Below are 15,712 nucleotides of genomic sequence, written 5' to 3' on the forward strand. Positions count from 1 at the left end.
GCCATCGTCGGAATGCCACCCGGAGCAAGCTGGCTCCGGGTGGCATTCGGACGATGAGGTCCGACCTGCCACTGAAGATTAGGGGACAAGTTTTTATGAATCGTCCTACATGATCTACAGCCCCCATGAACTGTGCCCTGAATAGCCACGATGCTAGTTTGCCTGACGTTCACGGAGGGCAAGCTTTGACGATAAAAATGGCTGTTATGTTCGGTGCTGTTTCACTTGCGCTAACCGGCTGCGGGACCGCTATGACGGTATTCCAGGACGATGAAGACGCGGCTCGCGGTCTCAGAAAACAAAAAACCTACTGTCAGTCCATTCCCCGGGTTTACAGCGGCCTCGCCTACGATTTTTGCGTATTGAATGCTCCGCCTGACCCCACTGGCTTCCTGGTACCGTTCGTGCTCCTGGATTTAACCTTGTCAGGTGTCCTGGACACGGTTTGCTTGCCTTATACGGTATATCGTCAGACGGTCGATGGCAATCTCAGCATTTACTGGCGCGCAGGCCGCGGGTAGTTCTTTTTGTAATCCGGTGTATAGCTTCATGTCGACCCCTGACTTGCCCTCTCAGCAGTTTTTTCTTTTTGAAAGCGAAACTGAAGCCGACGCAAATGTAGAGGCGAAAAAGCGCTTGCCGCCTGTTGGGAAATACAGCGATTTCATAATTTATGTCGATGAGAGCGGCGATCATGGGATGCAGAAGCTAGATGCAAACTATCCAATGTTTGTGCTCGCTTTTTGTGTTTTCCATAAAAGACACTATTGCGAGAAAGTTATACCTGCCCTTCAGAAGTTTAAATTTAATCATATGGGGCACGACCTGATTGGTCTGCATGAGCTGGAAATTAGAAAAGAGAAGGGCGCATTCTCTAGCCTGTTCATGTCCAGGCAACACAAACATGCCTTTCTTGATGAGCTGACGGGCATTATCGAAGCAAGCAATTTCGTTTTGATCAGTTGTGTGATCGACAAGGCCGCTCTTCGCGAAAAGCAGGGGGCTGTGCACAATCCCTATCACGTCGCCCTCGGTTTTTGCCTGGAAACGCTTTATGAGTTTTTACAGGAAAAGAATCATCACAATGCGTTGACTCATGTGATTTTCGAACGAAGAGGGAAAAAGGAGGATAACGAGCTTGAGTTGGAGTTTCGTCGCATGTGTGATCGCGCAAATCGACTGGGAATTCAGCTTCCGTTCGACATCGTCTTTGCAACTAAACAAGTGAATTCCACGGGGCTGCAGCTGGCGGATCTTGTTGCAAGACCCATCGGTATGAGCGTTTTGCGGTCAGGGCAAGAAAATCGTGCCTTTGATGTGCTAAAGCGTAAGTTCTACTGCAGTGGTGGTCGTAATAATGTGGGAGAAGGTTTCGAAAATTGGGGTTTGAAAATTTTTCCGTCATCAGAAAGCGAAAAGCCCCGGTGAAACTCACCGAGGCCGCAACGCCGACCGGGATCCCCCAGTCCATTTGCACAGGAGTCTATGGCGACGACTTTCGGCTGTCAACGCGCGAGCCTGCCGTTTCGCGCTAGAGGTTTGCAGTCGCTTTTAAGCTATAATCCCGCCCTTTAGCTGTCTCTCGCCGCTTGCGAGGGCACATTAATTTTTGAGGCGCTTGTCGCCTGCATGCAGACTAAAGAGGCTAGACCCCTGTGGCATTGACGATTCTTGGCCTGTCCGGCGCCCTTAGCCATGATCCTTCCGCAGCCTTGTACATCGACGGCAAGCTGGTCGCGGCGGCTGAAGAAGAGCGCTTTGTGCGCGATAAACATGCAAAGAACCGCATGCCCTACGAATCGGCAAAGTTCTGCCTGGAGCAGGCGGGCATCAAGCCGTCCGACGTTGACGTGGTTGCGATTCCATTCGCCCCGATCAGCCTGTTCGGCAAGGCTCGCTGGCAGTACGCCAAGCGTTACTGGTACGCCCCGGACCGCGCACTTGACGCGATCCTGATGGGCAACCGCCGCTACAAGCGCTATCGCAACAAGATCGTCTGGTGCCTTGAGCAACTGGGCTTCGATCCGAAGAAAATCAAGATCGAACCCGTCGAACACCACTTGGCTCACGCCTCCAGTGCCTACCACTGCTCCGGTTTCAAAGAGAAAACCGCGATCCTTGGGATCGACGGCAAGGGCGAGTACGCCACGACCTTCTTCGGTTACGGCGAAAACGGCAAGATCCACAAGATCAAGGAATTCTTCGATCCAGACTCCCTCGGCGGCCTGTACGGCGCGATCACCGAGTTCCTTGGTTTCGATATGCTCGATGGCGAGTTCAAAGTCATGGGCATGGCGCCGTACGGCGACGCCAGCAAATATGATTTCTCGCGCCTGGCCTCGTTCGAAAACGGCGAGTTGGTGATCAACACCGACTACGCCAACGTGATCGGCCTGCGTCGTTACAAAGAGAAGGGCAAGGGTTACTACTTCTCGCCGAAGCTGATCGAGTGGCTGGGTCCCAAGCGCGAAGGTGACATCGCCGACGAGCCGTACATTCACTACGCGGCGAGCATTCAAGCGCTGTTCGAAAAAATCTCGCTGCAGATGATCGACTACTACCTGGGCGACGTGCTCAAGGAAACCGGCAAACTGGCCTATGCCGGTGGCTGTGCGTTGAACGTCAAGCTCAACCAGAAAATCATCGCTCGCGATGACGTCAAAGAACTGTTTGTACAGCCTGCATCCGGCGACGCCGGCACGGCAGTCGGCGCGGCGGCGTATGTGTCCCACGCCCGTGGCGTTCCGGTCGAGAAGATGGAACACGTCTACCTCGGTCCGTCGTATACCAACGAAGACGTGCTGGCTGCCTGCGCTCGTCACCCGAGCAAACCGGTCTGGCGCAAGCTGAACAACATGCCGGAAAACATCGCCAAAATCATGGTCGACGGCAACCCGGTGGCCTGGTTCCAGGGGCGCATGGAGTTCGGTCCGCGTGCCTTGGGCGGTCGTTCGATCATCGGTTGCCCGAGCGCCGTCGGCGTGGCAGACCGTATCAACCACCAGATCAAGTTCCGCGAGCGCTGGAGGCCTTTCTGCCCGTCGATGCTCGACACCGTTGCCCCGCAAATGATCAAGATCGATCACCCGGCGCCGTTCATGACCTTCACCTTCGAAGTGGCTGAAGAGTGGAAGACCCGCGTGCCGGAAGTCGTCCACGAAGACGGTACGTCCCGCGCCCAGGTGCTCAAGCGCGAATACAATCCGCGCTACTACGACATGATGAAGGCGCTGGAAGTGCTGACCGGCAACGGCGTGTCGCTGAACACCTCGCTCAACCGTCGTGGCGAACCGATGATCTGTTCGCCGACCGATGCCCTGAACATGTTCTTCGGCTCTGACCTGCAATACCTGATCATGGAAGACATCCTGGTGGTCAAAGAAGGCGCGGACGCTTATGACTCGCTCGGCTGAACGCCATGTGCTGCAGTTCTGTCACGGCTATGACGGCCCGTTTCTGGACTGCGCCCGGCAGTACGCCAGCCTGTTCGCGGGGACTGGTTATCGAGTGACCACGGTCTTTCTGACCGGTGCCGCCGATAGCGAAGTTGCCGCGGGCTGTGCTTCCGATGAAGTGCTGTTCATGGAATACAGCTCCAAGGCCATTCGTGGCCTGAAGCTGGGCGCCATCGGCGATCTGCGCAAGATCGCCGCTTCGCGCAATTTCAGCTTCTGCATTGCCCACCGTTTCAAACCGATCTACATCGCCTTGCTCGGCACTTCGTTGCCGGTCATCGGTGTGCATCACGGGTTTGACGATTACAAACGCGGCTCTCGCAAACTCTTCGCCCATCTCTTCCGCAAGCGCCTCAGCCTGCTCGGTGTTTCCGATGCGGTGCGTGACGACATGCGCCGTTGCCTGCCGAAATGGCCGGCCGGGCGGATTCAAACACTCTATAACCGCATCGATGTGCCGGCCTTGCAGACCAGCCAGGTGTCGGTTCGCGAGGCTCGGGAAACCTTGGGCCTGTCGGCGGATGCCTGGATTGTCGGCAACGTCGGACGGCTTCACCCGGATAAGGACCAGACCACGCTGCTGCACGGGTTTGCCTTGGCATTGCCGCAGTTGCCGGCCAACAGCCAACTGGTGATTCTCGGTAGCGGTCGACTGGAACAGGACCTCAAGGAACTGGCCCGTGAACTGGGCATTGGCGATCGGGTGCTGTTCCTCGGCCAAGTGCCGGATGCCCGTCGCTACTTCCGGGCCTTCGATGTGTTTGCCTTGAGCTCCGATCACGAACCGTTCGGCATGGTGCTGCTCGAGGCCATGGCCGCCGGCGTACCGTTGCTCGCGACCGCTTGCGGTGGCGCGAAGGAAGTCGTTGAAGGTGTCGGGATCCTGTTCCCGTTGGGGGATGCCGAGCGTCTGGCTCAAGGGCTGCAGCATCTGGCCGCGATGGACGATCAGCAACGTCACCAGTGTGCCGAGTTGATGCTTGATCGCTTGCGTGAGCGTTTCTCCGACCGCGCAGTGCGCGATGCTTTCTGGCATTTGCCACACGTCACAGAACTGGCGCCGAGGGGCTGATGCTCAACCGATTTCAAGGCTGGCGCGAACGTGGCTGGACGGTAGTCGACGCCTCGACTTATGCACAGGCCTGGCAGCGATTTGGCGGTAGCGTCGCGACGCACCCCATGGTGGTTGAGCGCCTGGCGCAACTGGCCGACATTCCGGTGCGCTATCTGGCCTGGGAACAGAACGGTGACGTGAAAGCCGCCATTCCGACCTGGGGGCGCGACCTCGCGCTGTCCAAGGACGTACTCAAGCGCCGTGGCAAAAAAGGCTTGTTCGACCTCGGCAATGCCGAGGTGATCCTGCCGGCCGCCGCCGATGCTCAAGCACCGCTGCGCCATCGCGGGCGTTATTTGTCGGCGCTGAGCGAGGGCCGTTTCAGCGCTATCAAGTTGCAAGCCGAACAACTGGCCATGGCGCGCACGCCGGAAGAACTGTCGAAGAAATTCCGCTACAACCAGCGCCGTGAATTGCGCCTGCTGGAAGAAGCCGGTGGCGTTGTGCGACCGGTCGCCGAATTTTCCAGCTCGGAGTTGGCCGCGATTTATTGCGACCTGTTCCAGCGCCGCTGGGGGTTCCCGGCCACGGGTGCCGAGCGTATGGGCGAGGTGATCGAACTGTTGCGGGACTTGCTGATCGGTTCGGTGATTTTCCTCAACGATGCACCGATTGCCATTCAATTGGTGTATCGCGTCGAGTCGCCCGAGTGGATCAGCGTCGAATACATCAACGGTGGCGTCGATCCCGAGACCCGCGAGTTCAGCCCCGGCAGCGTGCTGAGTTTTATCAACACGCAAAGCGCTTGGGAACACGCGCGGGCCCTGGATAAGCCATTGCGGTTTTCCTTCGGCCGCGCTGACCGCGAGTACAAGGACCGCTGGTGCAACCCTGTACCGGTTTTTACCGTGTGAGTGAACCCATGAGCCGCAAACAGCAACTGCTCAAGCGCCATCGGCGCAACAAACGCATTAGCCTGCTGATCGCGCTGATGCTGTTGATAGCCATCGGCGTGCTGGTGGCCTGGTGGTTGCCGCTGGTGCTCGCCGTCCTGGGCTGGATTGCCCACGAAGCATGGTTTGCCGATCACTTGTTTTACTCCCCCAAGGACGATTACCAATACAGCTTCCCGGCGTATACCCCGCAACCCAAGGTTCACTTGGAGGGGGAACGTTTGCGCCTGGATGAAGGCGTCATGCTGGTCGACGATGCCACGCTGGTGTTGGCGCTGCGGATTAAAAGCAGCTGGTTGGGGCGCTTTTTTGACCCGGTGGTGGAACTGTCKGGCGGTGACAACCCGGATCGCCAAACCTTTGAACGCGGCGTAAACGGCCTGCGTTACCTGAACCTCAGCGGTCAGGCGCAAGCGCTGTCGCGCGGTGAATTGCGCCTGCGTGGGCGCCACTGCCGCTTGCTCGGCGAGCCGGTGTTGTGGGCGCTGGAGCAGCCCGACTTCCGCCGTCAACGGGTGATGGTGATTGCGCCTCACGCCGACGACGCCGAACTGGCTGCCTATGGTTTGTACAGTCAAGCCGATGAAGCCTGGATCGTCACCCTGACGGCCGGTGAAATCGAAGCCGGGCACTATCAACAACTGGGCCTGGACAAGGTCGAGGCCGCACGCCTCAAGGGGCGTTTGCGTGCGTGGGACAGTATCGCCGTCCCGCGTTGGGCAGGCGTCCCTGAAGCACATTGCGTGCAGTTGGGTTATTTCTGTCTGCAACTGGCCGCGATGCAGGCTACCCCGGCGCAACCGGTGGCTTCGCGGGAAGCGGATTTGAGCGATACGCGTCTGTTTCGCCAGTTGAACCCGTTTGCCCTGCCGGGCGATGCAGACGGAGCGCCGACCTGGAACAACTTGTTGGCCGATTTACGCGAACTGCTGCTGCGCGCGCGTCCTGAAGTGATTGTGCTGCCGCATCCGACGCTCGATCCGCACCCTGATCATATCTGCGCCCAGCAGGCCGTCCTCGAGGCGTTGCAAGGGCTCGAATGGCAGCCGACGACACTGCTCGGCTACGCTAATCACCTGCACGACAACGACCGTTGGCCAATGGGCGATGCCGGTCAGGGCGTCACGTTGCCGCCAGCCTTCGAACCGGCCACGCCGATGCAGCCTTGCTGCCTGCCGTTGTCGCAGGAACTTCAGCGCGATAAAGCCATGGCATTGGGCATGATGCATGACCTGCAACCGCCAATGCCGGCCAAGCGCCGACTGCGCCGGTTGATCCAGCGGCTGCTGGCCGGGCGCAAGCCACCGGTCTACGGCGAAAACGAATTCTTTCGCAAGGCTGTTCGGCGTCACGAGCTGTTGTGGATACTCAAGCACACACCAATAAACGTTTCGCAGCGGGGAGAGTTATGAGCCAGCGGTCAAAGGTTCTGCAGTTGCAGCCTGACTACAACGTCAAAGCCCATGATTTTGCCGACCTCGCGGAGCAGATCGTCAAGGCGCTGCCCAGTGATCGCTATGAAGTGACGGCGGCGTTCCTGCGGGGCAAGCCCGGGCCGGGCGAGGCCGTCAGCCGAGCCGACCGTTCGGTGTATTTCGAGTTTTCCGACAAGTCGCTCAAAGGCATGCGTTTGCGGGCGATGTGGACGCTGTACAAGTTTTGCCGCGCGGAAAAATTCGACGTGGTGATCTGCAACCGCTTCAAGCCTGTGAACATGATGCTGGCGCTTAACCGCTGGTTGAAAGTGCCGCTGTGCATCGGCATTTCCCATGGCTTTGGCGAGTACGACCGGTTTTACCGACGCCGCCAGACCCAGCGCCTGATCGATCGTCACTGGCGTTTTGTCGGTGTCTCCCCGGCGGTCAAACAGTACCTGCTGGATTGCGATTGCGGTTTCACCGACCAGAACACGTACGCCATCACCAACGCCATCGACATCGAGCAGGCTGAAGGTTTGCAGCACAGTCGTGAGCGTGCCCGCGAGTTGTTGGGCATCGACCCGTCGGTTCGCCTGATTGGCGCGCTGGGGCGCCTGGTGCCGGTCAAGGGCCACATTTATCTGTTGCAGGCGTTTGCCGCGCTTAAGGACAAGTACCCGAACACTCAGTTGGCGATCATTGGTGCCGGCCGCGAAGAGTCTCGCCTGAGTGCCGAAATCGAGCGCCTGGGCCTGAACGGGCGTGCGCACTTGCTGGGCTTCAAGGAGATTGCCTTGCAGTACATTCGCGCATTCGACGTCTGGACCATGYCGTCCCTGGCTGAAGGCCTCGGGCTGGCGCTGCTCGAAGGCATGAGCGGGCATCTTCCGGTGATCGCCTCCAACGTGCCCGCCATGCTGCCGCTGATCGAAGGCGCTGGCGGGTTGGCGATTACCCCCAAGGACGTGCCAAGCCTGGTCGCGGCGCTGGACAATTACCTCGGGCTGGCGGATGACGAGCTCAAGGCCAAGGGCGAGCAGGCCTACCGTTATCTCCAGGAACAACATGACATCGAGGTGTTCCGTCAGGAATACCTGAACCTGATCGAATCCGGCCTGGAACAGGCCCGCAAGGAACAACCATGAGCGCCGCGCAACCTCTCGTCACGGTCATCATCGCGTCGTACAACCACGCTCGCTACATCGAGGAAAGCATTCTCAGCGTCCTCAACCAGACCTATAAGAACATCGAATTGCTGGTGGTCGACGACGGTTCCAAAGACGACAGCGTCGAACGCATCAAGGTGTTGCAGGCGCAATATGGATTCGATTTTCGGGTTCAGGAGAATCAGGGGCTGACCAACACGCTCAACGGCGCCATTGCTCGCTCCGGCGGCAGTCTGATCGTGCCGTTTGGTTCCGACGACATCATGCTGCCGGAACGCATCGCCACCCAGGTCGCGCACATGGAGGGCAAGCCCGAGGTCGGCATCTGCGCCGGCAATATCGAGCTGATCGACGCCGACGGCAATCTGTACCCGGAGAAGCGTCAGCGCCGTGACGTGCCGTTCCGTCGCCTGGACTTCGATGACATGTTTCTGGAGCGCAAACCTTATCCACCTGCCCCGACCCTGATGATCCGCCGGGAAGCGCTGGACAAGGTGGGCGGGTTCGATCCGACCATTCGCCTGGAAGACCTGCTGATCGAACTGAAGGTGACCCACGCCGGTTACTTTATCGATGGTCTGAATGTGCTGATGGCGCGCTATCGCAAGCACGCCACCAATTCCTACAAGAACCATCGCTTCATGATCGACAGCATCTTGCGTACCTACGCGCTGTTCAGCGATCACCCGCTGTATGACGAGGTTCGCTACAGGTTTCTCAGCTCGATGTTCCTCAAGACCGCCAACCGTGATCGCAAACTGGCCCGCGAACTGCTGGCGCAGATCCCGTTAAAGGCCTGGAACAAGAAGACCTGGCGTGGTCTGGGGCGACTGTATTTCTCGCCACTGGAAAAAGACTGATCCAGCGCGCCCTACGTAGCAGCTGGCGATCTTCTCTGTCAGGCTCTTCTTGGCCTCTTTGCCTTGGCGCAGCCACTGCAATACTTTCCTGCCGGCCGTTATGCCCGGTTTCTCGATATACAGGAACGTCAGGCTGCTGATGATGATCAGCAGGCAACTGCACAGGGCCAGCAGTGGGAGAAAGGTCCAGAGGTCGCCGGCGTTTAGCCCAAGCATTGGCGGCAGGCGCTGGATCAACACCCACAGCACATAGCCGTGCAGCAAATAGGTGCTGTAGCTGATTTCGCCGAGCCAGCGGATGCTGCGCGGTTTCAACGCACCGAACAGGGTGTTCCCAGACGCCACAATCACAAAGAACAACGACATGAGCAGCAGTGGCCTCAGGCTGAAAGCACGGTTGAATGCCGTGAAGGCAATCACCAATGCCAGCAGTGCGATAATCCCCGCCATTCGCGATTGAGCCCAAGCCACCAGTTGCGGCCGACGAATCCAGTACGCAGCGCCGATGCCGCCGAGAAAACTCGCCAGAAAGTGTTTTTTCAGCGAGTGCTCCAGGCCGACCACTTCATACAGGGCGTAAATGCCGATCAGGCACAACACCACTTGCAGCCTGCTGCCCCGGTAGATGAACACCATGGCGGCAAGGGGCAGTGCCAGATAGAAAAACACCTCATAGCCCAAGGTCCAGGTGACGTTGGAGATCATCATGCCGGTTTGGTAGTACTGGTTGACGTCCGGCCGGTCGAAGGTCAGCCAGGCCAGGACCTGGCCGGCGAAACGGAGGCCAGAGTCCTTGAGTTCCCAGTTTTGCAGGTAGAACACCGAGACAAACACGATCAGCATCAGCGGCAAGTACAACGGGTAAAGGCGAAACAGCCTCGATACCGCGAAGGCCAGCCAGTCGTGTTGACGCTCCTGGGTGAGCAATCGGTTCCAGAACAGGAAGCCGGTGATCATGAAAAACAGCGCGACACTGCCCTGGCCCAGCTGCGAGTACAAATTGCTCGGCGGAAAATCAATCACGCCCGTGCGCAGGAAGATCAAGGTAATGATCGCGTGGTGCACGAACACGCCGAACGCCAGGTAACCGCGTAACCCATCAATGCTGGCATAGCGGCTTTCACCGGAATGTTCGATGTGCCGGGCGATTTTCGGAACGGCGCGCAACAACAGGGCGGCGGTCACGATGGCCAGCAGATAAGCTGCCAGCGCAATGAGTGGGTTGGTTTCAGTCATCAAAGAGCTCGAGCCGGGGCATTCCCGGCCAGCACTTGCCTGTGCAGGTTATCAACAGCGGACTTCGAGGCCGTCATGGCGTAGCCCTGAAGCAGGGCTTCGAAGTGTTCTTCGAACAGCCAGCGCTTGTCCACCGTGTAGCGCTGCATATGGCGCAGGTTTCGCTGACGCAGGGGAAGGCTCAATGAAGAAGGGTAAATGCGCAGGTCGGCCACATCGATCAAGCCGAACTCGCCATCTTCAAGCACCAGCACATTACCCAGATGCAACGAGCGGAAATAGACGCCTTGCTCGTGCAATTGAGCCATGAACTTGCCAAAACGCTGCACCAGCGCCTGGCGCACCGCCGGAGCGGTTATGCCTTGCAAGACCTGACGCAGTGTATTGCCCGGTAGTGGCGAATAATGCACAGCACTGCTGCCGTCTGGGAGGCGATAAAGGTGAAGAATTGGCGGCGTCGGGATCCCCATGCTGCGCAGTTGCTGGCTGTTGACGGCAAAACGTTCGGAGTAGGGGTTGAAACTGCCGGAGGTGTACCAGCGACGGCCGCGAAACAGCTTGAGGAAGCTGCCATCGAGCAGGCGCAAGACTTTGGGGCCCAGGCCATCTTCTTCGATGACCTGCGCATTGGCGGTCAACTGTTGCCGGGCCGCCGGCGTCAGCGTCTTGATAGGCATCGTCAGCAAGCGTCTGGCGCGTTGATTGACACTCAGCGCGACGATTAGCGCCAGCGGAATCCACAGCAGGAACCAGTGCTCCTTGGGCCGCGAAATAATGCCGCCGCCCTCGGTCAGGCCAGCACCAATACCAAATATCAACCAGGTCGAAGCGATGATAAACAGGGGCTGCAGGCGATTGCGCCAACTGCTTAACAGGCTCCAGGCATGGAAAAACAACCACGGCAGCAGGCCAACAACACCCACGTAATAGAGCACGCCCAGGACAAAGCTGTGGGGTTCCTGAAAGTTGTAGCCGACGCCGGGGTCGATCGACAGTTGGGCGTTATAGCCATGACCGATCCAGGGGTGATCAGCAATTTTCTGTACGGCCAACTGCCAGATTTCGAAGCGGTAAGAGTCGCCCCTTTCGATGATCATTCGCGAAAACAGCACGTAAACCGTGACTCCGCTGGCAGCCAACACCCCCAACAATGCGACCGAGCGGCGGTTCCAGCAAATGAAGCTAAGCCAGAGTGCCGCCATCGTCAGCGCAACCAGAGGCGTCCTGGAGCCGGTGGCAATCACCGCGGCAAACATGATTGCCAGCGCCGGGAGGCTCAGCCAGAGCATTTGGCGACGCTTGCAGAGCATGCTGATGCTGAGCCAGTAGGCGGCGTAAAAGCCATACATGTGAGAGCTGAGCAGCGGGTTATCGAACGCGCCGCCACCGATCAAACGCAGGCCAGGCTGGTATACGCGAGCGAACATGAACAGATCGTGGGCGGTGCCGATCAGTCCGACCAATGCAGCGGCAAACAGCAAGGGTTGAATGATTTCGCTGCGATAGCGCACCAGCAAGTAGCAACCCGTGAACAGCAGCAGGGTATGCAGCGGTGGTTTGAATTGTCCGGCGATGTCTTCCTTATCCGGCCCCCAGCACAAACTCAGCAATGCCCAGGCTGCGAACGTCAGCACGGCGATGAAAATCGGGTCGCGGACCAATTCGTTGAGTTCGCGGGGGCGCAGGCACAGGGCGATCAGCGCTGGAATGCTGAAAAGGCCATAAAAAAGTTTGTGGTGCACACTTCGACCTGGCAGGAAGAAGAGTGCGCACAGCAGCAAGAGATAGCCGAGTGGAAGAATCCAGAGGCAAATGAAATCGAAGACTCGATTTGACACACTATTGAAACCGCTTAGTTGCATGCTGGGAGATTCAATCCTGAAGTTGATCGGCCATTTCGGGGTGATGGCTATTTGATGCTTAATCCGACGCCTAACAATAACAGCCTTTATGCGATTGCCAGAACCCTGAAGAAGCTGTGCTAAAGTCTGCGTCCTTTTTATCGACAAACGCGTGATATGACCGACTCCAGTCTCTCCGCAAGCCCATCGAGCTTGAAAATCTACTTCCGTTTGCTCGGCTATGTCCGGCCGTACATCAGTTTGTTTCTGATCAGCATCGTCGGCTTTTTGATTTTCGCTTCGACCCAGCCAATGCTCGGCTACATCCTCAAGTACTTTGTCGATGGCCTGTCCAATCCCGAGGCGGCGCTGTTTCCAACCGTGCCTTACCTGCGCGACCTGCAATTGTTGCAGGCTGTGCCGCTGCTGATCATTCTGATCGCCGCGTGGCAGGGGTTGGGATCTTATCTGGGCAATTACTTTCTGGCCAAGGTTTCCCTCGGCCTGGTCCATGACTTGCGGGTGCAACTGTTCAACAACCTGCTGGTTTTGCCCAACCGGTACTTCGACAAGCATAACTCGGGGCATCTGATTTCGCGTATCACCTTCAACGTGACGATGGTCACCGGGGCGGCCACAGATGCGATCAAGGTCGTAATCCGTGAAGGCATGACCGTGATCTTCCTGTTTGCCTCGCTGCTGTTCATGAACTGGCGCCTGACGCTGGTGATGATTGCCATCCTGCCGCTGATCGCCATCATGGTGCGTACGGCGAGCAAGAAATTCCGCAAGCAGAGCAAGAAGATTCAGGTGGCCATGGGTGACGTGACCCACGTGGCGTCCGAAACCATCCAGGGTTATCGCGTGGTGCGCAGCTTTGGTGGTGAAGTCTACGAAGAGAAGCGCTTCTTTGCCGCCAGTCAGGGCAACACCGACAAGCAACTGCGCATGACACGTACAGGCGCCATTTACACGCCGTTGCTGCAATTGGTGATTTACAGCGCCATGGCGGTGTTGATGTTCCTGGTGCTGTTCCTGCGCGGCGATGCATCGGCCGGTGACATGGTTGCCTACATCACCCTGGCCGGCCTGTTGCCTAAACCGATCCGCCAGTTGTCCGAAGTCAGCTCGACCATCCAGAAAGGTGTGGCGGGTGCCGAGAGTATTTTCGAACAGCTGGATGTCGAGCCTGAAGTTGATACCGGTACCGTCGAGCGCGACGCCGTCAGCGGTCGTCTGGACGTGCGTAATCTGAGCTTCACCTACCCGGACACCGATCGCCAGGTGCTCGATGACATCAGTTTCTCGGTCGAGCCTGGGCAAATGGTGGCACTGGTCGGGCGCTCGGGCAGCGGCAAATCGACCCTGGCCAACCTGATTCCGCGCTTCTACCACCACGATAAGGGCGAGATCCTGATCGATGGTGTTGAGGTGGAACAGTACAAACTGCTGAACCTGCGCAAACACATCGCCCAGGTGACTCAGCATGTGACGTTGTTCAGTGACACCGTGGCCAACAACATTGCTTACGGCGATCTGGCTGGAGCGCCTCGTGAGGCGATCGAGAAAGCCGCGAGGGATGCGTACGCAATGGACTTCATCGCGCAGTTGCCCCAAGGCCTGGACACTCAGGTTGGTGAGAACGGCGTGCTGCTCTCCGGCGGCCAGCGTCAACGCCTGGCCATTGCACGGGCCCTGCTGAAGAACGCCCCGTTGTTGATTCTCGACGAAGCCACCTCGGCGCTCGACACCGAATCCGAGCGCCATATTCAGGCCGCGCTGGATCAAGTGATGAAGGGCCGGACCACGCTGGTGATTGCTCACCGCCTGTCAACTATCGAAAAGGCCGACCTGATTCTCGTTATGGATCAGGGCCGGATCGTCGAGCGCGGCACCCATACCGAGCTTCTGGCGCACAACGGTTACTACGCCCGCCTGAATGCCATGGGCCTTGACGCCCCGGCTGAAGACATCGCCTGACGTTTGCTCACCGGGCGCGCAACGCGCCCGATGATTTGTATCCAGACTTTTCCCTCTCGATCAATCCCCGGCGAGTGCGCTGCCTTTGTTTGATCCGGGCGTGAAACCCTCCCGTAATTCGCAAGATCGACCGCAGAAACAGAATTTGCGGGCGCCTGCTTGGCAGTTCTTGGTATTTTCTGCTCAATAAATGAACAAATCCTCCCGTCAAATCATCCCGTTGCAGCCGTCGCGCAAGCCAATGCCAACCCTGTGGTAATATCGCGCCCCTGTTCATTTTGTATGTGGGTTGCTCCATGAAGTTGTCCATGCCGCGATTCGATCAAGCCCCTGTCTTGGTGGTCGGCGATGTCATGCTCGACCGTTACTGGCATGGTGGTACCTCACGGATTTCCCCTGAGGCACCCGTACCGGTGGTCAAGGTCGAGCAAATCGAGGACCGCCCGGGCGGTGCCGCCAACGTTGCGTTGAACATTGCCGCGCTCGGTGCTCCGGCCTCGCTGGTCGGCGTGACCGGCGACGACGAAGCGGCCGACAGCCTGGCCAATAGCCTCAAGGGTGCGGGCGTTCGGGCGATGTTCCAGCGTATTGCGCACCAGCCGACCATCGTCAAGCTGCGGGTCATGAGCCGTCACCAGCAACTGCTGCGTATCGACTTTGAAGAACCCTTCGCCACCGACGCGTTGGCACTGGGCGAGCAGGTCGATGATTTGCTCGAAGGCATCAAGGTGCTGGTGCTGTCCGACTATGGCAAAGGCGCGCTGAAAAACCATCAGGTGCTGATCCAGGCTGCCCGTGCCCGTGGCATTCCGGTGCTGGCGGATCCCAAGGGCAAGGATTTCTCGATCTACCGTGGCGCAAGCCTGATCACTCCGAACCTCAGCGAGTTCGAAACCATTGTGGGCGGTTGCGCCGATGAGCACGAACTGGTGAGCAAGGGCGCGCAGCTGATGCACGACCTGGACCTCGGCGCCTTGCTGGTAACCCGTGGCGAACACGGCATGACCTTGCTGCGCCCCGATCATCCGGCGTTGCACTTGCCGGCCCGTGCCCGTGAAGTGTTCGACGTGACCGGTGCCGGCGATACCGTGATTTCTACCCTGGCGGCCGCCATTGCCGCGGGTGAAGAACTGCCTCACGCGGTAGCCCTGGCCAACCTGGCGGCGGGCATCGTGGTCGGCAAGCTCGGTACGGCGGCGATCAGCGCCCCGGAGCTGCGTCGCGCCATCCAGCGTGAAGAAGGTTCGGAGCGCGGTGTACTGGGCCTTGAGCAGCTTTTGCTGGCGGTCGATGATGCGCGTGCGCACAAAGAGAAGATCGTCTTCACCAATGGCTGCTTCGACATTCTGCATGCTGGCCACGTGACCTACCTCGAACAGGCGCGGGCCCAGGGCGATCGCCTGATCGTTGCCGTCAACGACGATGCCTCGGTCAGCCGTCTCAAAGGGCCGGGCCGTCCGATCAACAGCGTCGACCGTCGCATGGCGGTATTGGCCGGTTTGGGCGCGGTGGATTGGGTAATCAGCTTCGCGGAAGGCACCCCGGAAAACCTGCTGCGCGAGGTCAAGCCGGACGTGCTGGTCAAGGGCGGTGATTATGGGATCGACCAGGTGGTCGGCGCGGACATCGTGACCGCTTACGGCGGGACCGTGAAAGTGCTGGGGCTGGTGGAAAACAGCTCGACCACGGCGATTGTCGAGAAGATCCGCAATAACTGACCCGGCTTGATCGTTCCCACGCAGAGCGTGG

12 protein-coding genes are annotated in these 15,712 nt (G+C 58.6%); 10 read left to right on the plus strand and 2 right to left on the minus strand.

The window, feature by feature from the left end; genetic code table 11:
• Positions 1-185 precede the first annotated feature (185 nt).
• The 8 genes from AC1D2P_RS04335 (at position 186) to AC1D2P_RS04370 (ending at position 8,906) form a co-directional block, all read left to right on the plus strand.
• Positions 186-521 carry a YceK/YidQ family lipoprotein gene (locus AC1D2P_RS04335; RefSeq protein ID WP_177412224.1) on the plus strand — a complete coding sequence of 112 codons (336 nt, stop codon included), beginning with the start codon at positions 186-188 and terminating at the stop codon, positions 519-521.
• Between the two features lie 28 nt (positions 522-549).
• On the plus strand, positions 550-1,428 hold the full coding sequence (locus tag AC1D2P_RS04340) for a DUF3800 domain-containing protein (protein WP_109785415.1): 879 nt from the start codon (positions 550-552) through the stop codon (positions 1,426-1,428).
• Between the two features lie 227 nt (positions 1,429-1,655).
• Positions 1,656-3,413, plus strand: a complete 1,758-nt coding sequence (locus AC1D2P_RS04345) for a carbamoyltransferase family protein (protein ID WP_046028335.1) — start codon at positions 1,656-1,658, stop codon at positions 3,411-3,413.
• Positions 3,397-4,527, plus strand: coding sequence for a glycosyltransferase (locus tag AC1D2P_RS04350; RefSeq protein ID WP_223525423.1), 1,131 nt, complete (start codon positions 3,397-3,399; stop codon positions 4,525-4,527). The genes AC1D2P_RS04345 and AC1D2P_RS04350 overlap by 17 nt, the downstream gene beginning before the upstream one ends.
• Positions 4,527-5,423, plus strand: a complete 897-nt coding sequence (locus AC1D2P_RS04355) for an antimicrobial resistance protein Mig-14 (protein WP_046028338.1) — start codon at positions 4,527-4,529, stop codon at positions 5,421-5,423. Before AC1D2P_RS04350 ends, AC1D2P_RS04355 begins: the two co-directional genes overlap by 1 nt.
• 8 nt (positions 5,424-5,431) lie before the next feature.
• On the plus strand, positions 5,432-6,874 hold the full coding sequence (locus AC1D2P_RS04360) for a PIG-L deacetylase family protein (RefSeq protein WP_477758524.1): 1,443 nt from the start codon (positions 5,432-5,434) through the stop codon (positions 6,872-6,874).
• The gene (locus AC1D2P_RS04365; protein ID WP_477811318.1) at positions 6,871-8,025 is read left to right on the plus strand and encodes a glycosyltransferase family 4 protein; all 1,155 of its coding nucleotides are present in this window, start codon (positions 6,871-6,873) and stop codon (positions 8,023-8,025) included. Before AC1D2P_RS04360 ends, AC1D2P_RS04365 begins: the two co-directional genes overlap by 4 nt.
• The gene (locus AC1D2P_RS04370; protein WP_109785419.1) at positions 8,022-8,906 is read left to right on the plus strand and encodes a glycosyltransferase; all 885 of its coding nucleotides are present in this window, start codon (positions 8,022-8,024) and stop codon (positions 8,904-8,906) included. Before AC1D2P_RS04365 ends, AC1D2P_RS04370 begins: the two co-directional genes overlap by 4 nt.
• On the opposite strand, the gene AC1D2P_RS04375 is transcribed toward AC1D2P_RS04370, so the two are convergent.
• Positions 8,835-10,142 carry an acyltransferase family protein gene (locus tag AC1D2P_RS04375; RefSeq protein ID WP_477811319.1) on the minus strand — a complete coding sequence of 436 codons (1,308 nt, stop codon included), beginning with the start codon at positions 10,140-10,142 and terminating at the stop codon, positions 8,835-8,837. The genes AC1D2P_RS04370 and AC1D2P_RS04375 overlap by 72 nt on opposite strands.
• Positions 10,142-12,004 carry a bifunctional O-antigen ligase/aminoglycoside phosphotransferase family protein gene (locus tag AC1D2P_RS04380; RefSeq protein ID WP_109785421.1) on the minus strand — a complete coding sequence of 621 codons (1,863 nt, stop codon included), beginning with the start codon at positions 12,002-12,004 and terminating at the stop codon, positions 10,142-10,144. The genes AC1D2P_RS04375 and AC1D2P_RS04380 overlap by 1 nt, the downstream gene beginning before the upstream one ends.
• Before the next feature lie 156 nt (positions 12,005-12,160).
• Here AC1D2P_RS04380 and msbA point away from each other — a divergent pair, with 156 nt between their 5' ends.
• Together msbA and hldE are read left to right on the plus strand one after the other, a co-directional pair.
• Positions 12,161-13,963, plus strand: coding sequence for a lipid A export permease/ATP-binding protein MsbA (gene msbA / locus AC1D2P_RS04385; RefSeq protein WP_109785422.1), 1,803 nt, complete (start codon positions 12,161-12,163; stop codon positions 13,961-13,963).
• 296 nt (positions 13,964-14,259) lie between these two features.
• On the plus strand, positions 14,260-15,681 hold the full coding sequence (gene hldE / locus AC1D2P_RS04390) for a bifunctional D-glycero-beta-D-manno-heptose-7-phosphate kinase/D-glycero-beta-D-manno-heptose 1-phosphate adenylyltransferase HldE (RefSeq protein ID WP_046028345.1): 1,422 nt from the start codon (positions 14,260-14,262) through the stop codon (positions 15,679-15,681).
• Positions 15,682-15,712 lie beyond the last annotated feature (31 nt).

Source organism: Pseudomonas sp. P1_F1_2 (assembly GCF_056405815.1).